General features: G+C 45.7%; 19 protein-coding genes and 1 tRNA gene. 6 read left to right on the top strand and 14 right to left on the bottom strand.

Annotation, left to right across the window (positions count from 1 at the left end):
• The first annotated feature begins 277 nt into the window (after positions 1-277).
• Both NC996_RS26640 and NC996_RS26635 read left to right on the top strand, forming a co-directional pair.
• Positions 278-2,557: a ComEC/Rec2 family competence protein gene (locus tag NC996_RS26640; RefSeq protein ID WP_190685977.1), complete on the top strand. Its 2,280-nt coding sequence runs from the start codon at positions 278-280 to the stop codon at positions 2,555-2,557.
• Positions 2,558-3,222: 665 nt separating this feature from the next.
• Positions 3,223-3,309 (top strand) — tRNA-Ser (locus NC996_RS26635).
• Positions 3,310-3,315: 6 nt separating this feature from the next.
• On the opposite strand, the gene selD is transcribed toward NC996_RS26635, so the two are convergent.
• Entirely contained in the window at positions 3,316-5,604 is a 2,289-nt protein-coding gene (selD, locus tag NC996_RS26630) for a selenide, water dikinase SelD (RefSeq protein ID WP_190685974.1), read from the bottom strand.
• 156 nt (positions 5,605-5,760) lie between these two features.
• Here selD and NC996_RS26625 point away from each other — a divergent pair, with 156 nt between their 5' ends.
• Positions 5,761-6,363: a glutathione S-transferase N-terminal domain-containing protein gene (locus NC996_RS26625; protein ID WP_190685985.1), complete on the top strand. Its 603-nt coding sequence runs from the start codon at positions 5,761-5,763 to the stop codon at positions 6,361-6,363.
• A 263-nt stretch (positions 6,364-6,626) separates the two neighbouring features.
• Here NC996_RS26625 and NC996_RS26620 read toward each other — a convergent pair whose 3' ends face one another.
• From NC996_RS26620 to NC996_RS26580, 9 genes are all read right to left on the bottom strand, one after another.
• A complete protein-coding gene (locus NC996_RS26620) occupies positions 6,627-7,379 on the bottom strand; it encodes an ABC transporter ATP-binding protein (RefSeq protein WP_190685971.1) in 753 nt (250 codons plus the stop codon).
• A 15-nt stretch (positions 7,380-7,394) separates the two neighbouring features.
• Positions 7,395-8,207 carry an ABC transporter ATP-binding protein gene (locus NC996_RS26615; protein ID WP_190685968.1) on the bottom strand — a complete coding sequence of 271 codons (813 nt, stop codon included), beginning with the start codon at positions 8,205-8,207 and terminating at the stop codon, positions 7,395-7,397.
• Positions 8,204-9,130, bottom strand: coding sequence for a branched-chain amino acid ABC transporter permease (locus NC996_RS26610; protein ID WP_190685965.1), 927 nt, complete (start codon positions 9,128-9,130; stop codon positions 8,204-8,206). Before NC996_RS26610 ends, NC996_RS26615 begins: the two co-directional genes overlap by 4 nt.
• A 64-nt stretch (positions 9,131-9,194) precedes the next feature.
• Positions 9,195-10,145 carry a branched-chain amino acid ABC transporter permease gene (locus NC996_RS26605; protein ID WP_190685962.1) on the bottom strand — a complete coding sequence of 317 codons (951 nt, stop codon included), beginning with the start codon at positions 10,143-10,145 and terminating at the stop codon, positions 9,195-9,197.
• Between the two features lie 37 nt (positions 10,146-10,182).
• A complete protein-coding gene (locus NC996_RS26600; protein ID WP_190685960.1) occupies positions 10,183-11,406 on the bottom strand; it encodes an ABC transporter substrate-binding protein in 1,224 nt (407 codons plus the stop codon).
• Positions 11,407-11,521: 115 nt separating this feature from the next.
• Complete coding sequence (locus tag NC996_RS26595; protein WP_190685957.1) at positions 11,522-12,334, bottom strand: hypothetical protein; 813 nt, start codon at positions 12,332-12,334, stop codon at positions 11,522-11,524.
• Positions 12,335-12,437: 103 nt separating this feature from the next.
• The gene (locus NC996_RS26590) at positions 12,438-13,658 is read right to left on the bottom strand and encodes a M20 family metallopeptidase (RefSeq protein ID WP_190685956.1); all 1,221 of its coding nucleotides are present in this window, start codon (positions 13,656-13,658) and stop codon (positions 12,438-12,440) included.
• Between the two features lie 105 nt (positions 13,659-13,763).
• Positions 13,764-14,444, bottom strand: coding sequence for a dethiobiotin synthase (gene bioD, locus NC996_RS26585; RefSeq protein ID WP_190416002.1), 681 nt, complete (start codon positions 14,442-14,444; stop codon positions 13,764-13,766).
• Between the two features lie 105 nt (positions 14,445-14,549).
• The gene (locus NC996_RS26580) at positions 14,550-16,577 is read right to left on the bottom strand and encodes a serine/threonine-protein kinase (RefSeq protein ID WP_190685953.1); all 2,028 of its coding nucleotides are present in this window, start codon (positions 16,575-16,577) and stop codon (positions 14,550-14,552) included.
• A gap of 586 nt (positions 16,578-17,163) precedes the next feature.
• Here NC996_RS26580 and NC996_RS26575 point away from each other — a divergent pair.
• On the top strand, positions 17,164-18,156 hold the full coding sequence (locus NC996_RS26575) for a ribose-phosphate pyrophosphokinase (protein WP_190415987.1): 993 nt from the start codon (positions 17,164-17,166) through the stop codon (positions 18,154-18,156).
• A 67-nt stretch (positions 18,157-18,223) separates the two neighbouring features.
• On the opposite strand, the gene NC996_RS26570 is transcribed toward NC996_RS26575, so the two are convergent.
• The 3 genes from NC996_RS26570 to NC996_RS26560 all read right to left on the bottom strand — a co-directional run bounded on the left by NC996_RS26570 (position 18,224) and on the right by NC996_RS26560 (position 20,263).
• Complete coding sequence (locus NC996_RS26570; RefSeq protein ID WP_190415986.1) at positions 18,224-18,652, bottom strand: NUDIX hydrolase; 429 nt, start codon at positions 18,650-18,652, stop codon at positions 18,224-18,226.
• A gap of 8 nt (positions 18,653-18,660) precedes the next feature.
• Positions 18,661-19,116 carry a DUF3531 family protein gene (locus NC996_RS26565; protein ID WP_190429656.1) on the bottom strand — a complete coding sequence of 152 codons (456 nt, stop codon included), beginning with the start codon at positions 19,114-19,116 and terminating at the stop codon, positions 18,661-18,663.
• 127 nt (positions 19,117-19,243) lie between these two features.
• The gene (locus NC996_RS26560; RefSeq protein WP_242037552.1) at positions 19,244-20,263 is read right to left on the bottom strand and encodes a Sll0314/Alr1548 family TPR repeat-containing protein; all 1,020 of its coding nucleotides are present in this window, start codon (positions 20,261-20,263) and stop codon (positions 19,244-19,246) included.
• A gap of 402 nt (positions 20,264-20,665) precedes the next feature.
• On the opposite strand from NC996_RS26560, the gene NC996_RS26555 reads away from it, so the two are divergent.
• Positions 20,666-21,340 (top strand): ABC transporter ATP-binding protein, encoded by a 675-nt coding sequence (locus NC996_RS26555; RefSeq protein ID WP_190685948.1) that lies wholly within the window; start codon positions 20,666-20,668, stop codon positions 21,338-21,340.
• A 77-nt stretch (positions 21,341-21,417) separates the two neighbouring features.
• Positions 21,418-22,188: a 16S rRNA (guanine(527)-N(7))-methyltransferase RsmG gene (gene rsmG, locus NC996_RS26550; RefSeq protein WP_199303100.1), complete on the top strand. Its 771-nt coding sequence runs from the start codon at positions 21,418-21,420 to the stop codon at positions 22,186-22,188.
• Positions 22,189-22,248: 60 nt separating this feature from the next.
• Here the strand turns inward: rsmG and NC996_RS26545 are convergent, their stop codons facing one another.
• Positions 22,249-22,803 carry a hypothetical protein gene (locus NC996_RS26545; RefSeq protein ID WP_190415999.1) on the bottom strand — a complete coding sequence of 185 codons (555 nt, stop codon included), beginning with the start codon at positions 22,801-22,803 and terminating at the stop codon, positions 22,249-22,251.
• Positions 22,804-23,360: the final 557 nt, after the last annotated feature.

Here is a 23,360-nt window from a genome sequence, read left to right as displayed (position 1 = left end):
CTCAAATTCTTCTACTTTGAGTCCAGTCAAGCTTTGAAACACATGAGGTTTATTGTGGATAGCGCCGTAGCTCAACATCGTAAACACCTCGGTCTTCGAGCAACAACCCTTCACTTCTAAACTACTCTATTTCCGATTAAGTCTATTATCTGTATGACTAATTTTGGGGGCAATCAAGTAGTGTTGCAGACAGTTCACAATTCTTACTTAGGAAGCACAGCAATGTGTATGCTGTTTCTGCACGCTGTACTGAGCTTGAGATAAGTTTGACTATCTAATGAACTTAGCCAATGGCGTCATTTTAAGTTTGGCTTATATTCTGGGCTTGCTTTCTACGGGATTGCCCTGGGGGAAGTACGGAATACTAGCCTTAGGGATTGGGGCAGCTGTTGTCTTGCCCCGATTTTGGCGAACAGGCCCGAAAGCGAGGGTGTGGCTGGTGGCTGGAATTGTTGGGTTGCTAGCGGCACTTTATTTTCAAATGCGAATGCCGCAACCAGCGGCGAATAACATTAGCAAGTTTGTGTCTGCCCAAAATATTAGAGGCCAAGAGCAGGTTGTAACTGTTCAAGGCAAGATTGCAACTCCACCCCGTCTGACGCAAAGTCAGCGATCGCAGTTTTGGCTGGAAGCGACAAAATTAAATGAGGTCAAGAACGGCAACAACAAACCTGCTGATGTCAGCCAAGGGGTAACTGGTAAGTTATACGTGACTTTGCCATTACTGCAAGCGACGGGTTTATATCCAGGTCAAGAAATAGCAGTAACTGGAGTCTTGTATAAACCTAAGCCTGCTGCCAATCCAGGAGCCTTTGACTTTCAAGCTTACCTAAAAAGAGAAGGTGGGTTTGCCGGTCTCAGCGGACGTCAAGTTAGCTTTGTTAATGAACCAGAAAAACGTCCCTGGGGATTTTGGACTATCCGGCGGCGGATCATTCAATCTCAAGTACGTTGGTTAGGCAGTCCAGAGGGTCAGCTGGTCAGTTCGATGGTGTTGGGGAATCAGGCGGTAGATTTACCCTACGATGTTCGCAATAAATTTATCCAGAGTGGTTTAGCTCATGCCCTTGCAGCGTCTGGGTTTCAAATTTCTTTGATTCTGGGTGTGGTGGTGGCTCTAACGCAGCGTTTTTCCGTGCGATCGCAATTTATCATTGGGTTCACTGCCCTACTTGTTTTTGTAGGTTTAACGGGGTTGCAGCCTTCTGTGGTTCGAGCTGGAGTGATGGGTGTCGGAGCTTTAATTGCTTTGGCGATGGAACGGAAGGTAAAGCCGCTGGGTTCGCTCCTACTTGCTGCCACTCTCTTGTTGCTGTTTAATCCCCTATGGATTTGGGATTTAGGTTTTCAACTGAGTTTTTTAGCCACCCTAGGATTATTAGTTGCAGTACCTACGGTTACAAAATGGCTGGATTGGTTACCACCCGCGATCGCATCTTTGATTGCGCTTCCGATAGCCGTTTTTCCGTGGGTTTTACCCCTACAACTTTATGTCTTCGGTCTAGTATCTCCTTACAGCATCCTGGCAAACATAATCAGCACTCCTTTAATCTCCATCATTAGTATTGGTGGAATTATCAGCGCCTTAGCATCATTGATCTGGCCCTTAGCTGGCAGTGCCTTGGCTTGGTTGCTCTATTACCCATCCCAAGGGCTGATTCTGCTAGTAGAATTTTTTTCCCAGTTACCAGGAAATTCTGTTGCTGTCGGTACCATCTCTATTTTGCAACTGTTAGCTCTATACGGACTAATTGCTCTGGCTTCGCTGAGCAAATGGTGGCGTCGGCGTTGGTGGTTTGCGGGTCTAATTGCTGCCAGTTTAGTGGTTGTCCCAGTTTGGCAGACAAAAGCAACTTTATTTCGAGTCACGGTGCTTTCTACGCCGGGAGAGCCAGTTTTGGTGATTCAAGACAAAGGAGAAGTCACCCTGGTTAATAGTGGGGATGATAGTACAGCTAATTTTACTGTGCTGCCTTTTTTACAACAGCAGGGCGTCAATCAAATTGACTGGGCTGTGGTAACAGATTCTCAACTTAGTTCTAGAAGTGGCTGGCCTAAAATTTTGGAACGGCTCCCAGTGTCAAGCTTTTATGCTAACACTGCTTCTATTGGTAAACTTTCGACTCTAGGCGTGAAGATTCCAACTCAAGCTTTGCCAGTTGGTCAGAGTGTACCAATTGGAGCTTCAGTCATCAAGTTAATTAGTAGCCAACCACCAGTAGTGCAACTACAAATCGGCAACCAGATTTGGTTAGTGGTGGGAAATTTTAAGCCAGAGGAAAAGGAAAGAAAGTTAGCGCTTCTGAAACAATTACCTCCAGCCCAGGTGCTTTGGTGGTCTGGAGAAAATTTACAAGCTGATATATTGCAAAAGATGCAACCCAAGGTAGCGATCGCCGCCTCCGCAACTATCGATCCAGAAACGACGCAAGAGCTGCGAAAAATCAAAACCCAAGTCTATACAACCGAGCGTGATGGAGCAGTCCAGTGGACTCCTAGTGGTGGGTTTGAGACAACGCTGGAAGCAACGGAAAACGATGTCGGTATGAGCTATTAGGAATGGGGAGTTATATTTTCCGGCTTTAGAGGCAAAGCTTAAATAGATAACTGACCTAGCACTCAGACTACCCCGATTGAGACAATAAGATTTGCTGCTCCTGGCAGAGCGTTACCGAAATCGGCGCAGGCGCTTTGGCTTACGTTTCAACTTGATTGCTGCCATTATCAACTTTGAGCTTGCCTCCTCTTCCTATTCATGCAAGAGGTCTATTGAGCCTTTTTTATAACCGTTTAGGAGATTTGAGAAACAAGCTTTTACAAAGCACTGTTGGGCATTACTCATTCAAAAAATGATTGAGGCTTGAAGCGAAACAATTTTAATTTTAAAATATTCACCTGCAATCAAACAAATGACCCCCGTATTTCTACGGTTTTAGAGGGAGAAGAAGTATTTCAGCGAGAATTTATATTTTTTCCGACATTTTTTTCGATAGCTTATTTACCGAAAGCCTCTACCCGATGCTAATAATGTTTTTCAGAACCCTCTCCAGAATGGAAACTACTCAACCTGCCTTGATAATAAATGGATATGCAGTGACGATTACCTCAAGTCGCGGCATGATGCTTTACTGGAAATTATTCGTTAGGCAGAAGAGATTGACGGAATTTAGTATATACTGATAATGCTGAGTTATTAACCTTTGGTTAATAAAGATAGGGCTTGGAGAGGTGGCAGAGTGGTTGAATGCGACTGACTCGAAATCAGTTGTGGCGGCAACGTCACCGGAGGTTCAAATCCTCTCCTCTCCGTTGAATTCAGACAATTAGTGAGATGGGCTGAACGCCTAGATTTGGTGGCGTCACGCGACCAATTATTTGGCTGTAGGTATATCCCAAAGTTTTGAGTGAGGCGACACAAGCATCAGCGCGTTCATCTGGAATCGCAGCTAAGAGTCCGCCAGAAGTTTGGGGATCGAATAGAAGAGGGTAAGTAGCGCGATCGCTAACTGCTGATAAATTGCTAATTTGGCGGGATGCCCGTAAATTCTGCGGGTGTAAAGAACTCACAATTCCCATTTCCAGCGTTTCCAAGGCACCTTCTAGAACTGGGATGGCTTCTAAATCTAACTCTACCGCCACCTGAGATGCTTGGATCATTTCCAGTAAATGCCCCAGCAATCCAAATCCTGTAATATCCGTACAGGCAGTAACTCCATGTTCTAATAAACACTTAGCGGCTGCTTGATTTGACAGCAGCATCGAGTGGACTGCATCATCAATCCACCGACCTTTTGCTTGCAAGCGCATCTGCGCAGCAAATAGAGTTCCCGTTCCTAGCGCTTTGGTCAAAATTAGCACTTGCCCCGGCTTCATACCGCCTTTTCGTAGCAGCTGATTGGCATAGGCTAAGCCGTTACAGGATAAACCAAAAGTTAGTTCTGCTCCTTCTGTGGTGTGTCCGCCTACCAGGGGTGTTTGCGACTGTTGCAGCACTTTAGCAGCACCCGATAACAGTTGATAAAGGGTTTCCTCCTGCTTTTCTTCCCAGGCGTAGGGAATAGTGGCAATTGCCAGCGCACTCTGAGGAGTAGCACCCATTGCAAAAATATCGCTTAAGCAATGATTAGCGCTAATTTGAGCAAAGATAAACGGGTCATTAATTAGACTTCGGAAATAGTCTAGGGTATGAACCATCACTTGATCTACTGGCACCTTGACTACGGCAGCATCATCTGGTGCATCAAGTCCAATTAAAATATCTTCACGATTACCAACTTCAGGGTGTTCTAATTTAATCCGGAGTAGGACTCGTTCTAATGTTGTACTACCGACTTTAGAACCGCAACCAGCGCAACGCATTGGCGGGTTAGGGGTTGGGGATTGAGGTTTGGGGATTGGTTGTTGGGTAACGGCTGACATTTCCGGCAAGTTGTGGAAGCGTGCCATAAATTGGAGGTCGATGCGATCTTTCCAGTGCCAAAACAAGCGGGATTCGCAGCCGAAAGCGCCCCAAGAAGCGATCGCCTGACCATCCCCTGTACCAATTAAACTAAGATATTGTTTCTGCGGCTTGTACGGTTTTAGTGGCTTCCCCAGTAACGTCCGCCGCAGGTTGTTAAACAGTGGCTTCCCCTGACGCACAGCAAAAACTCCCGCTTTCGGACGGGGATGATGAATCATCGTGGCAATATCACCTGCGGCAAATACTTGGGGATGAGAGAGCGATCGCAAGGTATCATCTACCTGGATAAAACCTTTAGAATCGGTAGCCAATCCAGAGGCTTGTAGCCAACGAGGTGCCGATGCTTGTGTTACCCAAAAAACCCGACACTCAGCAGGAGTCCCCTCGCTAGCGCATTCAACCACTAAACCAGACTCACAAATAACCTTGTGCGGTTGAACTTCACACACCTTTTCCCCTAAATGCAACTCAACCCCACGCTGGATCAAAATTTTCTGGAGACGCCGACCCACCCAGGGGTTATAGTTCGGTAAAAGCTCAACACCGCTATGGAATAGATGGATTTCTAGATTTTCTGGAAACTGCTGGGAATGCTCAAAAAATTGATGCAGGCGAGATTGCATTGCCAGTGCCAGTTCCACTCCACCAGCACCTCCACCCACAATGCTAAGTTGTATCGGTTTCTCAGGCGTTTCTGCAACACTTTTCAGCAGATGATCCCATTCACTTAATAATTTTGCTACGGGTTTAGCTGGAATAGCGTACTCCGCTGCACCTGGTATAGATATTGTGGCTGGGGTACTGCCGATATCAATTGATAACAGATCAAATGCAACATCTGGATGGTTAGCACAGATAACTTTATTATTTTCCAAATCTAGACCAATCGCTCGGTCAAGATAAAATTGTGCTTGGGCGAATTGGGCAAGACGACGCAGATCGATGTGACTTTCATCGTAGTCATAAAAACCTGCCACATGACCGGGCAACATACCAGAATAGGGCGTATGAGAAGTGTCTGTAATCAGCGTCAGGCGTACTCCTGGTAGTGGTTTCATGCCAAGCATTTTCAACACAATGGCATGACTGTGTCCGCCACCAATCAGCACTAAATCTTTAACAATCGGAGATATTACCTGCATCGAAAAGCTAGTGTTTAAATTTTCCAGAGTAACGAGATGCTATCCCTATAGATCGTGGTAATTAATTCAGAGCTGACAAAGTGCGTAGCACGTATCGCGCCCTCAATTTTCAAGTTACACTACCTTGTGGAACGGCAAAACTGAACATCTAACCTCATCATTGACCTTTATACCTTCACGACACCGAACGGGCGCAAGGCTTCTGTCATGTTGGAGGAAGTCGAGCTTCCTTACAACGTCCATAAGATTGACATCACGAAGGGAGAGCAATTTACGCCAGAATTTGTAGCAATTAATCCGAATAGCAAGATTCCCGCGATTGTTGACCAAGATACTGGCATGACAGTTTTTGAATCGGGTGCTATCCTGATCTATTTAGGAGAGAAAACTGGAAAATTCTTACCTAAAGAACAAAAAGCTCGCTTTCAAGTACTGGAGTGGCTGATGCTCCAAATGGGAAGCGTCGGGCCAATGTTTGGTCAGTTAAACCATTTTAAGAAGTTTGCCCCAGAAAAGATTCCTTACGCAATTGAGCGATATGAGAAAGAGACCCTACGGCTTTACGGTGTCTTAGACAAACAGTTGGCAGATCGGGAATTTATCTGCAATGAATACTCGATTGCCGATGTTGCCACATTTCCTTGGGTTGCTAGCTATGAATTTCAAGGTTTAACACTAGATAATCATCCAAATCTTAAGCGCTGGTTTGAAACAATTCAGCAGCGTCCAGCCGTACAGCGCGGGATGGCAGTTCCATAAAGAAAGCAAAAGTTAAAAAGCAAAATGTAAAGGAGTAAGGTGGGCAGTGCCCACCTATTTATTTTAAGTATAGGCGATCGCCTATACTAACCATCAGGCAAGAAAGGGTTATCAACTATAGATCCAAAATCGGTAAGATAGCTCCCATTAGTTTTTATATTTATCCAAATTTTGGACAGCTTTATTATTTAATTTATTGCTCTTATTTTCGCTCAAATATAAACAAAAATAAATCTTCAAATAAAAGTAAAAAATATCTTAAATCATCCCAAATAAGCCTTCATAACCCGCTCATCCTTAAGCAAGTCAGAAGATTTTCCGGTCAAGGTGATGCAACCAGCTTCAAGTACATATCCTCTATCAGAAACTTCAAGAGCCAGATTAGCGTTTTGCTCAACTAAAAGGATGGTTACTCCTGTATCGCGGAGATTTTGAATAATGGAAAAAATTTCTCTGACAATTGCAGGAGCAAGACCCAAGCTTGGCTCATCTAGTAGTAACAGTTTTGGACGGCTCATCAAAGCACGAGCGATCGCTAACATTTGCTGTTCGCCACCGCTGAGTGTCCCAGCAAGTTGATTGCGACGTTCTTTAAGACGTGGAAACATCTCAAATTGACGATCAATATCAGCCCTTACGACTTCCTGGTTGGAGTGGATATAAGCACCTAATTCTAAGTTATCAAAAACAGTTTGTCGTGCTAATACTCTACGTCCTTCTGGAGAATGAGCAATGCCTAGCCGCACTACTTCATGAGGTTGGCGATGAGTAATATTGCGACCGCTGTAAATAATGCTACCAATCCTAGGATTAATTATCTTAGAGATAGCGCGGAGGATAGTACTTTTTCCAGCACCGTTGGCACCGATAAGAGTGACAACCTCGCCGTTATTGACAGTCAGGCTAATATCGTTTAAAGCTTGAATTCCACCATAATTAACAAAAATATTTTTAAGTTCTAGCAGGGTAAACTTTTCTTGCCCACCCCCTGATTCTCTGGATTTATCCGCGTTCATCAACGTTTAAAGCCCTCATTCATTTCCCAAATAAGCTTCAATGACAGACGGATCTTTTCTGATAACCGATGGTTCGCCTAAAGCAATCAACTTACCAAAATTTAACACGGCAATGCGATCGCATAATCCCATTACCAGCGGCACGTGATGTTCAATTAAGATTACCGTCAAGTTAAACTGTTGGCGGATTTCTCGGATAAATTCGCTTAATTGGTGTTTTTCGCTAGGATTCATCCCAGCAGCAGGCTCATCTAGCAATAGAATTTGCGGTTCTAACGCTAGCGCCCTGGCAATTTCTAAGCGGCGCTGATCCCCATAAGGAAAATTTCGAGCTTTTTCTTCAACGCGATCGCCTAATCCCACCATATCCAGTAACGCGATCGCTTTTTGTTTATTTAACTGTTCTCCCCTAGACGCTGATGGTAAACTCAACAGCCCAGTTAATAGAGTAGATAAAATATTAGCGCCCTTATTATGAATATGCCGCGCAATCATCACATTTTCCAGTGCCGAAAGATTACCAAACAAGCGAATATTTTGAAAAGTTCTGGCAATACCTTTAGCAGCGATTTGATGGGGAGGGCACTGGGAAATTTCCTCGCCTTGATAGACTAATTGCCCGCTGGAAGGCCGGATTAACCCAGTCATCAGATTAAATAGTGTAGTTTTACCAGCACCATTGGGGCCAATTAAACCAAAAATCTCATTTTTATGAACCGTGAAAGATACATTATTCACCGCTACTAAGCCACCAAACTGGCGCATTAGTGCTTTCGCTTCCAGACAGGGCAAAGTGTCAAGTTTTAAAGGTGAAATTTCATCCTTCATGCTTTATTCTTCATTTTTCTCTTAAACAATTCTGGCGTCACCAAGCCTTGTGGGAAAAATATCGTTCCCACAACTATTAGGAACCCAAAAATAATCAAGCGACCATCTCGGAGGAATCCTGCTAACCAGGTAGGTAAACCGCTAGTATCTGCAATTCCCCTTAATATTTCCGGCAAAGCTGTAAATACCATACCACCCAATACAGGTCCTACAAAAGTTCTAGTTCCACCAATTAAGACAGAAGTTAAATAAACAATACTGGCATCAAAGGTGCCTTGGCGGGCGTTCCAGGTATTAAGAAAATGGGCGCTAACTGCCCCAGCGATTCCTGCCAAAATCGCGCCCAGGGTAAAAGCTAGAACTTTGTAGTAAGTTGGATTGATTCCCATCGCCCCCGCGGCTAATTCATCTTCTCGAATAGCTGTAAATGCCCTTCCTGCCCGAATTCGTTCAAGTCGATAAAGCAATACCATACTAATAATTAGTAAAGGAAACGCTATCCACAAATACTCGATAGGGGTTTGGAAAGGTTGGGGGATGCCAAAAATACCGACAGCGCCGCCAGTAATATCCAAATTTAGCGATAGGACGCGCAAAACTTCTACAAAGGCAATGGTAGCGATCGCTAAATAGATCCCCCGCAACCGCAGCGCCGGAATCCCTACCATAACGCCCAACATGCCAGAGACTATACCAGCAACCAGCATCTCCAATAACAGCAGCGGAATCGGGAATAAACCGCCACTAACGCGAAATACCTGGGTAGATAGAATCGCTGCAATATATCCGCCCAGCGCATAAAAACCAGGACTAGCTAGAGATAACTGTCCAGTCATCAGCGGTAGGTACAACGACAATCCTAGTAGTGCTCCTAACACCATAGAAACGATCAGCGATCCATAAGTGTTCAAAAAATCACTCATTGCAACACATTAAAAATAAAAAATTAACAAGCAATATTTAGTTTTACATTTAACATTCCAATAACTATACTTTTTGAATCAGCCGACGCCCTAGCAAACCCTGAGGTCTAACTATCAGCATTATGAATAGTATTCCAAAAGCAAACGCATCCTTATAAGCAGAATAATCTGAAGGGACAAATGCCTCCACAAGTCCGATCGCTAAACCTCCCAAGACGGCACCAGGAATACTTCCTAAACCACCTAGTACAATAACAGCTAAACCCTTTAGTCCAAATGCAATACCCAAGTAGGGTCCAGCGATACTTACACTAGACCCTACCAAAGTCCCTGCTAATCCCGCTAAGAAACTGCTGACGAAAAACGTCAGGACAATAAAAAAGTCGGTATTGATCCCTAGCAAACTAGCAGTTATCGGATCTTCAGCTACAGCTTTCATCGCTTTACCAAATTTAGTACGATTTATACAATAAGTGAGGATCGCCAAAATTATTACACATACACTAAAAATTACAATTTGAACGCTACGGATAGGAATTGGGTTTTCTCCCGTACCAAAGTTGATAGAAGGAGGCAAGTTACCGTAAGTATTTGCAGGAAAACTATAACTTTCTGCTCCCACCAAATACTGGATTAAATTTACAATTACTAAGGCTACACCAAGGCTAGAAACTACCGTCAGCAGAGGATCAGAGCCTTTACGTCGCAAAGGTCGAAAAGCAACACGCTCAATTCCAACCCCAACCAAACCAGCCAGCGTACTCCCTAAAATTAATGCTAGTGCAAATGGAAGCTTTATCGGTAAACTTGCATTTGCCAATAATCCGTTAAATCCAAATGTTCCTCCCATCAGGGCATAAGTGAAGTACGCTCCTAAAGTAAAGAGTGCCCCATGAGCAAAATTAATAATCCCTAAGATAGAAAAAATTAGAGTGTATCCCAAAGCAAAAATTGCGTAAATACTGCCAATAGATAAACCGTTTAGGAATTGTTGTAAAAAAAGAGTGATATCCATATATTTTTGATTAAGGTGGGCAAAGCCCACCCTATCGTTATTTAACTAAAGCGAATTTACCATTATTTCCGTCTGCATCTACCTTGAGCTGTGCGACGTAGAATTCTTTTTGTTTGACATCACCTACTGGCGTAAAACCAATCTCACCTAGTGGCGTCTGGTAGGTACCAGCCAGCAACTGCTTGTTCAGTTCTGTACGTAGTTGCGGTAGCGGCATTGTGCTAATTTTAGTTTTCTGATTTAAAGCTTTCAGAGCCTCTGCATACACTTGAACCGCTGCAAAGGCTTGGGCACTAAACTGCGGGGGTTCTTTTTTATATTGATTGAGATAAGCGGTGCGAAAGGCAGCGTTCACCTCACTAGAGTATTCGGGGCTATAAGCTTGTGCAACTAGAACTCCATCACAGAGAACTTTACACACATTAAATATATTGGAAGTATTAAATCCATTGCCCCCAACAATAGTACCTTTATAACCCAGTTCCCGCAGTTGACGAACCAAGTTTCCTCCGTCTGCCGCTAGTCCAGAAATAATCACTAAATCGGGTTTTAAGTTAATAGTATTGGTGGTTTGCGTTTGAAAGTCCGTATCACTCGTCTGGAACTTTTGTACCGTTACTAAATCAAGTTTCTGGTCTTTAACTGTTTGCTGAAAAATTTCTGTCTCTGACTTACTAAACGCATCATTCTGAGCGTAAAATACAGCAACTTTCTTGATATTTGGGTTAAGCTTGAGTGCTGCTTTTAGCGAGAGAGGGGCGACAATGGAAACGGGTGCTGAGACACGAGCAACATAATCTCCAATCTCCGGAATTCCTTTGGCAGTGTTGGATGCTCCAATAACTGGCACTTTGGTTCTTTCTGCAATGGGGTCGGCACTAAATGCTTGCTGCGAAAGAGTTGGTCCAACAATGCCGACAACTTTATTTTGAGTAATTAAAGTTTGAAAGGCATTGATAGCTCCGGCTTCCTCTCCACCTGTGTCCTGAACAATCAATTTAATCGGGGTACCGTCAATACCACCTTTGTCATTAAAGTATTTCTCGGCAATTTTGGCACCCGCAATGCCTTCCTGACCGAGGAGAGCGACGTTACTGGTTTGCGCTAAGGCAATCCCAATCGGAATGGCACTAGATGAACCTGGGGCTGCTGAAGGGGCAGTAGTGGGGTTTGTGCCCACAGGGTTCGTTTGGGTGCAGGCTGACAGTAAGAATGCAACGGTAAGAAATACGGCAGAGGTTCGCACAGCAGGTCGTTTCATAACTCAGTAAATTGTAGATATTTTAGAAGGCCGTTTTTTTAGAAACCGGATTTCTATTTATATTTTCGGTTCTTTTGTGTCTATCTACTAAGGGATGAAATATTCCTTGAGAATTTTACATTCTCCCCATGACAATTCCCCAAAAATAATCCTCGAATGGACCCTCAGCTGCGTCTACGTGCATCTTTCTTGCCCAAGTGTAGATGTCGAAGCTGATATGTCCGCTATCGTGGTGCCAAGGTTTACCTGGTTGAATCACAATATTGCCTAATAAGGAAATCCAGTGAGTCGGGTAAGGCAGGAGTGGCGGTTTGTTGCTGAGTAACCCTTCTGCCGTAACCAAAGCAAACGCTACGCCACCGCTGGCGATAACTTCTGCGGCTTCGCGCATCGCATCAAATTCGCCATAAATATAGGTATGGGCATATTTAAATTGACGATAGCCCAGCACTTCTTTCACCCAGCCTTTCATCTCCCATGATTTCGTCATCCCGCCCAGATTCCGAATGATGTTGGGAGCGTTAGGTTCGACTGGAAAAATCAGGTTTTCGGATTCGCGCAAGGTTGCTAACAGCATCCAATCTGCCATCCCCATTCGCAGTCTGCCTTGGCTTTGGCGCAGTCTAGGCGATGCTTGGATAAATCTGCTTCTCGCTTGAAACCCGCCGGATTCAAATAAATTGCGACAAATTTGTACGTATTTGAGGGGCTGTTTGCGAACCAGCTCAAATACAATCGATGCTGGGCCACAGAAGGGTTGTCCCCCTTGATTTACTTGAAAGGGATCGATTAGACGCGATCGCATATCAGCAATAACTTGCTGTTTATCCAAACTCGACCAAACACTGGGGGCGCTGGATTGCTCGAAGTCTGCGATCGCTTGCTGTGCTTGTTGCAAATCAGTTAAATTTGGCAGTTGAGAAGTCATCAGCACCTCATGGGATTGAAGAAAGATTGCCAGCGAGTTTCAGGTTAGCAGATTAGCAATTACAGACTCAAACGATCCTTTAAACCTTCACCCTGTCAAGCCTTCAATCCTCCACTCTGCAAAATTTCTCAACACACCTGACAAATATCTCAACCCCCATTCCCAGTGCTGTTTCATCAAAATTAAATCGCGGATGATGGTGCGGATACGCTAACTCTTTTTCTACATTCGCCGAACCCAAGAAGAAATAGCAACCGGGCACCGCTTGCAAAAAGAAAGACATATCTTCGCCGCCCATTGTTTGGCATTCTGGCACAATTCCAATCGGAGTTTCTACCACCCCTTCCGCCACAGAACGCACGAGTTCCGCCATCTTGGCATCATTAATCACCGGAGGATAAAGCCGCTTGTAGTCCAGTTGATAAGTGGCACCGTGGCTTTGACAAATACCCGCAATAATCTGCTCAATCCGTTGCGGAATAAGTTCTCCTAGAACCGGATTGAAATATCTCACAGTACCCGTGAAGAAAGCCGTATCAGCAATTACGTTAAGCGCTTTGCCTGCATGAAGTTCCCCGACGGTAACGACGGCGGACTCTAGGGGCGAGACATTTCGAGCCACAATTGTCTGCAAGGCAGTAACAATATGAGCGCTGACTAAAATTGAATCAACTGTTTGATGAGGAATCGCCCCGTGTCCGCCTTTGCCTTGAATCGTGCAGCGAAAACCTTCTGTTGCTGCCATCAAAGCACCTGTACGGACTCCCACAGTGCCGAGAGGCAGATTATTCCATAAATGCAGCCCGATAATCCCATCCACCTGGGGATTTTGTAAGACACCGGCTTCAATCATCGGCTTGGCACCTCCTGGCCCTTCCTCAGCGGGTTGGAAGATAATTTTTACAGTGCCAGCAAAGTCATCGCGATGCTCAGAGAGATAGTAAGCCGTCGAGAGAGCGATCGCTGTATGTCCATCATGACCGCAAGCGTGCATCACTCCATCATGCTGCGACCGATAAGGCACATCATTCTCTTCTTGAATCGGCAGGGCATCCATATCGGCCCGAATTGCCAACACTTTACCGGGTTTATTACCAGTAATTGTGGCAACAATTCCAGTGTTTGCAATGCCAGTTTCATGTTCAATTCCCCATTCTTGCAGTTTTTGGGAAACTAACTCGGCAGTTAAATGCTCTCGAAAGCCTAATTCAGGGCGCTGATGCAGCAGCCGCCGCAACTCCACCAGCATCGGCTGCAATGCTTGAATTTCCGGTCGAATCCGAGATGAATCAACAGAAAGAGGGCTTAAAGAAGTGGCAAACATCTTATTCAGACTCCAAAAATTTATGATGACGTGAAGGAATTAATCGGGTAGGGCGGTGTATCGCCAGGACTTGACTCCCTACCCTTGGTTATCTTTGAATTTTGGTTAAAGTGGCATCAATCGCTCTATATCTAAATCTGACGCAACTTGAGCGAGTTTACCGAGATCGCTGAGGTCGCTCAGATTGGGCAGAATCCCAAAAACTGGGGTATTGGTGAAAGACTCAATCAAATCGCTTGGGCACCAATCGGCAATTTCTTGTTCGGTACGAGGTTGAACGCAATTCAGGACGATGCCTTTGAGGTGTACACCCGACTGACGAGAGAGGGCAACATTCGCAACCGCTTGGGCGATCGCTCCTAATCTTACCGGCACCACTAATACCGTTGGCAACCCCCAATCCCTAGCCAAATCCGCCACCGTGAGTTCGTGCGTAACCGGCGAACCCAATCCTCCCAATGCTTCTATCAGCACAAAATCTCGCTGACGCCGCAGATTTTCAAACGCTTGCCAAGCTTTTCCTAAGTCAACACTCCTTCCTTCCCGTTCAGCAGCGATGGGAGGCGCTAAGGGTGCCTGGAAGTACAACGGATTAATTTCCTCTAAAGATTGATTGAGAGAAAATAACTGATTGTAAAGTTCTCTATCCCCAGTTCCCGACTGAATTGGCTTCATCATCCCTAAGCTTTTGGCAGGACAATACATCTGCCAATAAGCTGCCAAAGCCGCAGTCAAAACTGTTTTCCCAGCGTCCGTATCGGTTCCAGTAATTAGTAGCGCGTTCAAAGTAGTTGTCACTCGTCAGTTGTCACTCGTCAGTTGTCAGTAGAAGTTGGAAGCTTGTAAAGTTGGAAATCCATCTTCTAAGGTTTACCCACCATCGATTACCCATTACCGAACACTAATATCTAGCGTAAAGGGTGTATCCTCTGGCGCAATTACATCAATTTGATAATTTCCAGCGCGAGGCACCTGAGCCTGCCAAGACAAAACGCCAGAGGCATCTTCCACGAGAGTGCCATCGGGATACCGAATATCTAAAGTTGCCCCACCTGGTTGAATGTCCGCCTTCAGTACCTGCCCTTGTTGCACATTTACCAAGTAACGCTTAATCCGCTGCGGACTGGTTCGAGCCGAAACCTGCACAGCCGGTTCGCCGGGAGGGAAGGTAATCGATTGAGTATCAAATTGACCGGCGGGAGGAGTGGGAGTAGGAGTAGGTGTCGGAGTGGGTGTGGGTGTCGGCGTTGGCGTTGGGACTGGGTTCGCAAGGCTAATCTGTAAGTTATAGTCGCTCTGAGGCAACCCCTTGATCGGACTTAGCTGAATGGTGTAATTGCCGGTAAAGGGAAGCGTTCCTGTCCAACTTCGGACTCGCCTAGCATTGTTACTAATTGGGTTTTGATCGGGTCCCAACACCGTCATTAACACGCCTTCGTCATTCAGCAAGGAATTTAATTGTTGATCTTGTTCTCCACGAATGATGTAGTTCAGAGTTTCGTTTCCTTTGAGATTTCCTTGTTTATTCAGCGTTTGACCGGGTACTAAGTTTAGGCGCTGACTGTACGCTACTGGTTCTAAGCTGGGTGTGGGCGTTGACGTTGGTGTGGGCGTTGGCGTTGGTGTGGGCGTTGGTGTTGGTGTGTCAGAAACTATCGGCGTTGGATCTGGTTGAGGCTGCCGATTAATCACAAAACTGACTAACGCCCAAGAACCCAGTCCAGCTAATAAAGCAAGACTGATTACAACTGCGAAGACAGCCCAAGGATCTTCCCAAGTCGAGCGGCGCGGTTCGGGAATCACTGGATCGGGTCGAGTTGGACGGGCGGCATTCGGATTGACCGGGTTGCCAGGAGTATTTTGGTTAGGTGTCACCGGATCGGGTCGGCGTCCTACCGCTACTGTTTGTACTTGGGAAGTAGTCGGACGGGGCGGTTGGGGGCTGGGAGCTGACGGTTGCGGGTTAGCAGGTGGAGGTTGAAAAGTCGCTGGTGGAGGTTGAAAAGTTGCGGGTGGCGGTTGGATCGGTGGTGGAGGTTGAAAAGTTGCGGGTGGCGGTTGAAGAGCGGCGGTTGTATTCGTCAGAGATTGGAGTGCTTGTACAACCTCTCCAGCTGATTGGTAGCGATCGCCCGGTCGATAACTTAACATCCGATTCAATACTTGAGCGAACCCATCGCTGACGTTCGCCCACCTGCGCCATTGCCAGGTTAGCTGAGTCGCATCCAGCAATTCTGCTGGCTCCTTGCCTGTGAGCATTACCGCAGCCGTCGCTGCTAAAGCGTAGAGGTCGCTGCTAGGGTAAGCTTGCCCTGCCTGTATTTGTTCGCTAGGGGCATAACCGGGTTTCCCCACCGTTGTCGCGATTGGTCTGGTAACATCTGGTAGCTGAAACCGAGTTGCCAGCTCCTTCACGACGCCGAAATCGATCAGCACAGGTAAGCGATCGCTCTCCCGTAAAATAATATTGTCCGGCGCAATATCCCGATGAATAATCCCTTTAACATGGATGTGCGCTAAGACGGGCAACAACTGCCGCAGAAATTGCACCACTTCTGCCTCCGAGAAAGTGTTGCCTTGACTCCGACGCTCATCCAGCAGCATTCGATAAGTCTTCCCCTGCACATAGTCCTGCACTAGGAACAACCGCTGATCTTGCTCAAAAGTAGCCCGAAACTGGGGAATCTGCGGGTGCTGGATTTGGTAAAGAGTCGTCGCCTCTCTCTGAAACAGTTCTCTTGCTTTCTCCAGCGCATAGGCTGATTCTTGAGCAGGAATTAATTCCTTTAAGGCACACCGTTCGTTAAAACGCCCCTGGTCTTCTGCTAGATACGTTCGTCCGAACCCTCCCTGACCGAGAATACCGATCAAGCGGTAGCGGTTTTGTAGAATCGTTCCAATGACAATCGGGGGTTGCATAAATAAGGACTAGGGAAGAAGGGCTTTTCAAGATGCAATTTATGACAAAGCTATGCTACCTTACCTTTTTGAATCTATTTTGGCAAAAGCTGTCGCTCACCGTTCCATCAGCTTGCAATCTTGCCTGATTGGAAGCTGGGTCAATCGCCGCAGCCATCAGTCGTACTTTTCGATGCGAGTAAAAGCGATCGCGTTCCCTTAATGTATTTTTATTTTGCTTTCTATTTGTTAAAAAATTATTTATTATCAAAGCATTTGTCTAGAAATCTGTACATTTGACTTGCCTATGCGATCTAAAGTTTATGTTTTATCAGGAGAAATACGGAGACATCATCTTGACAATTTACTTAAGATTATAAAAAACTAGGGCATTCTACTGAGAGGCTCATCCCTGAAGAAACCTGCATTGAAGAGTTAGGTTCTCAAACTTAAGACCAAAACTTTCTAATTCTTGTCTATAGAGCAATTTTTTAGATATTCTGTAACCAGTGATTCAGATATTCATCCCTTCTTAACAAATAAATTTGATAAGTCTTTTCGGCGACAATGATAAGATTGCGATCGAAGTAGCTCTTGAGGGTCTGCTGTGCTCCGTTCTCCCACTATATCGCTTCAGCCTACGCTGCCACAAATAGCAGATAACAATCGTCTGCGACTGTTTTCCGGCTCTGCTAATATACCCCTCTCTCAGGAAGTTGCTCGCTATCTAGGCATGGACTTGGGACCAATGGTTCGCAAGCGGTTTGCTGATGGAGAGCTTTACATTCAAATTCAAGAATCGATTCGAGGGTGTGACGTCTACTTAATTCAACCCACTTGCCATCCGGTGAACGATCACTTGATGGAATTGCTGATCATGGTTGACGCCTGTCGCCGCGCCTCGGCTCGACAAATTACGGCAGTCATTCCCTACTATGGCTACGCTAGAGCCGACCGTAAAACAGCAGGACGCGAATCCATTACCGCCAAGCTGGTTGCGAACCTGATTACAGAGGCTGGAGCCAGCCGGATTTTGGCGATGGATTTGCACTCAGCCCAGATTCAGGGATACTTTGATATTCCCTTCGATCACGTCTACGGCTCACCCGCCCTCATCAATTACCTGGCAAACAAGCAACTATCTGACTTGGTTGTTGTTTCACCGGATGTAGGTGGTGTGGCTAGAGCTAGAGCGTTTGCGAAAAAGCTGAACGATGCGCCGTTGGCGATTATTGATAAGCGTCGGCAAGCGCATAACGTAGCAGAAGTAATGAATCTGATTGGCGATGTCGAAGGCAAAACAGCCGTCTTAGTAGACGACATGATTGACACCGGCGGCACCATTTCAGAGGGCGCTCGGTTGTTACGCAAAGAAGGCGCTAGGCAGGTATATGCCTGTGCTACCCATGCAGTTTTCTCTCCACCCGCGATTGAGCGGCTCTCAAGCGGGATATTTGAAGAGGTGATTGTCACCAACACCATCCCAGTCCCCGAAGCAGATAGATTTAAACAACTGACGGTTCTTTCGGTCGCCAATGTGCTGGGCGAAACTATTTGGCGGGTTCACGAAGATAGTTCTGTCAGCAGTATGTTCCGATAAATCTTAATCCGCGAGGGATGTAGTTTTTTTAGGTCTAGGGACATGGCAATGCCATGTCCCTACAAGATTACAAGTAATGCAAAAATTCTCCTGGGACTAATCGCAACTCGCCAGATGTAAAACGATTAATTTCTACCCAAAGTGCCGCTTTTTGGCGATCGCCTTCAGCAAAAATTGTTCGTTCAATCTGATAAAGCTTGGGATCGACAAAATCACATTGATACAGTTGAATGATTTCGTGACCAGGCTTACCGTTGAAAGTAAACAAATTTTCGATACAGCCAAGATATCGAATATTCGTTAATTCAGCCTGGATTTCTTCTTGAAATTCTCGTTGCAGTGCTTCGAGGCTGGTTTCTCCAAAGTCAACGCCGCCCCCTAAGGCGCGATAAAATGTATTTTGCTTAACGGGGTCATAGCCTTCGGAAATAAAAATGCGCTCGTCGTTCCGAATCAGCCCCAAGGCAAGCACCCGAATTTCACCTGATTTGTGCATCGTTTTTGTCAATTTTCGTTGTAACTAAAGGCAGCCCGACTTTCGCTACCCTCAACAGGCCAGTCTTCATTTTCGCCGCCAATGTACAAACGTTCAATTCTTACGTATTCGTTGTTCAGCTGGTTGAGAGAGTTGATCAGGATATCAAGCGCGATCGCATCACTGGTTCCCAGATCGAGCCAGCACCGTGCCCATCCCCCTTCGTACTCAAACTCGCCCATATTATGCATGAGCGAGACCATCGTATTATCCGCTGCGTCAGAATCGTAATCCATGTAGCTGATATCTAAACCCGTATCCTGGACTTGGAGATTTTCTGCATTAAATCCTCCCAATTTCCCCAAGAAGAACCAGGAGTTAAACACCTCCTCGACATACTGCTTTTCCATCTCCGAGGGAACCATGCTGAACTCCAGCCAGATCCACAGATCGAAAGGGTTAAACTCGCGGAACACTACCTGCATATCAACCGTGAAGTATAAAGTGTAAAGGATGAAATTCGAGAAATCGGCTTCAATCCATTGTTTTGGAACCGCAAACTCATTTCATCCTTTCTTTCATCCTATCGTTTATACTTCATCCTTCTAGGCTTCATCCTCTCGTAATCCGGCGTTGTGCTTTATCGCGTTCTCGCTTCAGCTGTTTGACGACGTTCGCCGGGAGTTGGGCTTCTTTTGCGATCGCTTTGTCAAAATTCTCCACCGCTCGCTTGATCAAATCTTGGTTATTGTTTTTCTTCTTCCCTTGCTCAACCAGGATCTGCCCCTTGAGATAGAACAATTCTGGGTTATTTGGCGTGATTTGACTTGCCTTCTCCGCAAATTCCCACGCCTTATCGTACTTCTTCAAGTCCCGATAGCCGACGGCAATTCCTCGATAAGCCAAATAAGACGGACTTGCTTTTTCTAAGCGTTCAATCGCTTGATTGGGGTTGGAAAATGGCAAATTTACCGCAATCATCAAATCCATATACCCCTTGAGCAAGTTGAGTTCTGCATCATCAGGTGCTACTTTTTCAGCTTTATCGAGGTATTCAAATACCTGCTGCAATTTACTCAAAGCTTGCGGGCCACTTTTGATTGCATCTCGATTCGCGATCGCAATCGTATGAGCGCCTTGTAAAAAATGACCTACTGCGGTGTAGAGATTTCCCCGCAAGGGATCGCTTGCTGTAAGCTGCTCAGCCGTTTGCAGCGTCTTGTCCGCGTATAATTTAAACTCATCTAACAAAGCTTGTTTTTGTTGCTTGCTCTCCGCACTTTCCCCTTTCCAGTCAATAGAGGAGTAGGTGAGAGACGCCTTCATTGCGTATGCTAGGGGTTCGTTGGGTTCCTGCGTTTCCGCTTGCTGTAGGTAACGCTTTGCTTCTAGATAGTTTCCCTTTTCAAAGATTGCCTTGAAAGCAGCTTCTGTACTGTCTCCGATATTCCGAGGGTTGCTAGAGCGAAAAGGGTCATCCGCTAGACTAGGGCTAGACCAAACGCTGACTGCTATCAGCGATGCGAGCAGAGCAAAACGTGCAGACGCTGGCGCGATCGAAGGCTTAGAGCAAATCGCGGGTGTATTTGCGATCGCAGAAACAATCTGCTTCGGAACCGAAAATCGATCCATTATCGTCATCCTCACAAAACCTTACGCTTGAGTGAATGCTGTCTCCAATGTTAAATGCTATCTAGTAACGCCAGAAAATATTCTGTTACCATCGCCCTTCGGCTCAACATTTAGAAACAACAAGTGTATAATTAGTCACTTCTAGATAAAGAGAGTTAAATGCGTTTGACGCCTTTACTAAATTCCAGGTTCCGGAAAAATTTAGTTAATTTTTTTTAAATGCCAAGGATAAAAGTAGAAATAAAGAGATCCGGAATCGCGGATAAAATTTGTTTTGCTCAAAAACAGGTTTTGTTCAGTTTTTCTTGTGCCGAATAATTTAAGTCAAAATTAAAGAAGGCTTTTTTGTTCCCAACTGGATGCCTTGACGAGTTCGCTTTCTATTTTCTATTCGGGTAATTAATGCTCTATCTCAAAAACCTGACTTATCACCCCCCGGCTGCCCCTACTGCGATTCTAAAAGCCCTTAATTTAGAACTGGCACCGAACAATCTGGGTCTTGTCATTGGCCCAAGTGGCTCTGGCAAAAGCACATTTTTAGAAATTCTCGCAGGTCTGGCGGAAAAAACGGATGGTGCCCTCTATTGGCGAGACCAAGAACTGACTCCCGAACATCTGCAACAGTTGGGAGGATTAGTCTTTCAATTTCCAGAGCGGCATTTTTGTGGCGGGACAATTTTAGAAGAACTGCGGATGGGGCATCCAGAGTTGGGATCGGAAAAAGTCACGGAAGCTCTGCAAGAAGTAAATCTGGCACATCTGCCGTTGCATACCTCACCGCATTCCTTGAGTGGAGGTCAACAGCGACGCCTTGCTCTAGCAGTGCAGTTAATTCGCCAACCTCATTTACTGTTGTTGGATGAACCCACCGCTGGGCTAGATTGGTCAATGCGGCGTCAGCTAGTTAGTTTATTAGCAAAACTCAAAACCCATTGGACGCTGTTGGTTGTCACTCACGATGCGGGTGATTTGTTAGCGATCGCCGATCGATGCTGGACAATTAACCACGGAGAGTTGCACTCGGTGGAGCCAGCATCATTAGAAGCCAAAGTGATTGAGCCGCAACCAGCAGCTTAAAGGGGTTTGGACGGTTGTAGGGCGAACCCTTTCCCGAAGGGTAATTCACAAATTTAAAAAGTTGAAGGTTGGCGGTCATGGGTGAGATTGAGACGCTAATGTTGCCGGAAATGGCAGACATCTGGCAGCAAACATTAGGCTGGCAGCCGGAAGCCGAACAAAGGCAACAATTTCAGCGCCTTTACGAGCTAATTTTGGTAGGAAATCGCCAGCTAAATTTAACTCGCATCACCGAACCTACAGAGTTTTGGGAAAAACATCTGTGGGATTCTCTGCGAGGAATTGCACCCCTGCTATCCTCCCATTCGGAAGGGACAAGCGATCGCTTGTCCCTTCCCTCCGTCGAACGCGCTATCGATATTGGGACTGGAGGAGGATTTCCGGGGATTCCCATTGCGATCGCCCTCAGCCATTGCACCGTCACTTTACTGGATGCCACGCGCAAAAAAATCGCGTTTTTAGAAACTCTGATCGATCAGATGGGGATTCATAATGCTGCTACTTTGACTGGTAGAGCCGAAGAAATTGGTCAACATCCCCAGCATCGAGCTTCTTACGACTTGGCACTGGTGAGAGCCGTCGCCACAGCATCTGTCTGTGCAGAATATGCCCTCCCGTTACTAAAACCCGGTGGCTTAGCCATCCTCTATCGAGGACAGTGGACAGAAGAAGAAACCAATGCTCTACAACCAGCGCTTGTGCAATTGGGTGGTGTCATTGAGTCGATAGAAGGGTTTACGACTCCTTGTAGTCATAGCGATCGCCACTGTCTTTATCTCCGCAAAGTGGCACCCACGCCGAGGGAATTTCCGCGCACTGTCGGCTTACCTGCTCAAAAGCCACTTTAGCCGCAGGCGATGGCAGGGTGGGGTTTTTTCGTATTTGTGGGTCATCAACCAGATTCGATATTATCCATTCTCGTAACGCTGCAACAGACTGGCTAAAAACTCAGCGGCTGTGGTGTAGGTTCGCGTTTCCGCTTTTCCCTTTACTGAACTTACCCACCAACCTTGTGCAGTTTGAGGCGATCGCCATAATTCTAAATGCTCTACTGGCGGATCGGCATAGAAACTCTCTTCGCCACTTCCCAGTACCGCTGAACTCCAGTGTGTAAAGTAATCGTGACTGAGTCGATGGATGGGAAAGTTACCAGACAAAGGCATACCCCAGCCATCTAGCGCAATCAAAGCTTTAACCGTTCCTCCTGATAGCTGCCACAGCCAAGCCGCTCCAATTGCCCCCACAACACCCGCACTGAAGCTAATAAAGATTACGGGTGATGCTTGGGAGCTAGGCGGACTAAGATTTACGCACAAATAATTGTAAATAGCCGCTGCTGAGTAAGCGGCGAATTCTTGAACCGGAAAAATCAACAGGTTCTCTCTCTTTTTTGGCTGTAATTCTTCCAGAAAATTCTGCGTTAGCGCTGGATCGTGGATACCTGGGCAAATAATGACGTTCATCATTTCTAAAGGTTAGGGGCAAATGATGACGAGCATCATTTGAATTATGAAAATATCTTACAGACAAAACATCGATCTTCAGATATAAAAAATCTTAGAAAGACTTTCAAAGGGTTCAATTCAGGGTGTAACTAGTTGTTAGCGGGTTCCAGCAGAATCTATGATTTCAATGATTAGTAAATTTGGACTTACACGCTTTAGCTAAAGACATAAACTGCCTGTCGCTATTATGTTGCACTTATTATTTGACAAGAAATGTATGTGACAAGAAGTGAAAAAACAGGGTGACTGTACGTGACAGTGGCAAAATTCCTGAACATAATCCCAACACGTTCTGTTGGATTCAGGAAACATTTAGCAAATGAGACACAAGAAGATAACAGCGCTTCAGCGAAATCTAGCGATCGCTAAGTAGACTTAATCGGAAATAGAGTAGTTTAGAAGTGAAGGGTTGTTGCTCGAAGACCGAGGTGTTTACGATGTTGAGCTACGGCGCTATCCACAATAAACCTCATGTGTTTCAAAGCTTGACTGGACTCAAAGTAGAAGAATTTGAG

The organism is Trichocoleus sp. ST-U2, assembly GCF_039961875.1.
Classification (GTDB): Bacteria; Cyanobacteriota; Cyanobacteriia; order Cyanobacteriales; family FACHB-T130; genus FACHB-T130.
The sequence above is the reverse complement of the archived record's forward strand: the minus strand, read 5'-3'. Positions and strand labels throughout refer to the sequence as shown.

What these genes read in the sequence shown, in the direction of transcription:
- NC996_RS26640 (WP_190685977.1), top strand. Translation starts at nt 278, where the DNA reads ATGAACTTAGCCAATGGCGTCATTTTAAGTTTGGCTTATATTCTGGGC.
- selD (WP_190685974.1), bottom strand. Translation starts at nt 5,604, where the DNA reads ATGCAGGTAATATCTCCGATTGTTAAAGATTTAGTGCTGATTGGTGGC.
- NC996_RS26620 (WP_190685971.1), bottom strand. Translation starts at nt 7,379, where the DNA reads ATGAACGCGGATAAATCCAGAGAATCAGGGGGTGGGCAAGAAAAGTTT.
- NC996_RS26615 (WP_190685968.1), bottom strand. Translation starts at nt 8,207, where the DNA reads ATGAAGGATGAAATTTCACCTTTAAAACTTGACACTTTGCCCTGTCTG.
- NC996_RS26610 (WP_190685965.1), bottom strand. Translation starts at nt 9,130, where the DNA reads ATGAGTGATTTTTTGAACACTTATGGATCGCTGATCGTTTCTATGGTG.
- NC996_RS26605 (WP_190685962.1), bottom strand. Translation starts at nt 10,145, where the DNA reads ATGGATATCACTCTTTTTTTACAACAATTCCTAAACGGTTTATCTATT.
- NC996_RS26600 (WP_190685960.1), bottom strand. Translation starts at nt 11,406, where the DNA reads ATGAAACGACCTGCTGTGCGAACCTCTGCCGTATTTCTTACCGTTGCA.
- NC996_RS26595 (WP_190685957.1), bottom strand. Translation starts at nt 12,334, where the DNA reads ATGACTTCTCAACTGCCAAATTTAACTGATTTGCAACAAGCACAGCAA.
- NC996_RS26590 (WP_190685956.1), bottom strand. Translation starts at nt 13,658, where the DNA reads ATGTTTGCCACTTCTTTAAGCCCTCTTTCTGTTGATTCATCTCGGATT.
- NC996_RS26580 (WP_190685953.1), bottom strand. Translation starts at nt 16,577, where the DNA reads ATGCAACCCCCGATTGTCATTGGAACGATTCTACAAAACCGCTACCGC.
- NC996_RS26570 (WP_190415986.1), bottom strand. Translation starts at nt 18,652, where the DNA reads ATGCACAAATCAGGTGAAATTCGGGTGCTTGCCTTGGGGCTGATTCGG.
- NC996_RS26565 (WP_190429656.1), bottom strand. Translation starts at nt 19,116, where the DNA reads ATGCAGGTAGTGTTCCGCGAGTTTAACCCTTTCGATCTGTGGATCTGG.
- NC996_RS26560 (WP_242037552.1), bottom strand. Translation starts at nt 20,263, where the DNA reads ATGGATCGATTTTCGGTTCCGAAGCAGATTGTTTCTGCGATCGCAAAT.
- NC996_RS26555 (WP_190685948.1), top strand. Translation starts at nt 20,666, where the DNA reads ATGCTCTATCTCAAAAACCTGACTTATCACCCCCCGGCTGCCCCTACT.
- rsmG (WP_199303100.1), top strand. Translation starts at nt 21,418, where the DNA reads ATGGGTGAGATTGAGACGCTAATGTTGCCGGAAATGGCAGACATCTGG.
- NC996_RS26545 (WP_190415999.1), bottom strand. Translation starts at nt 22,803, where the DNA reads ATGAACGTCATTATTTGCCCAGGTATCCACGATCCAGCGCTAACGCAG.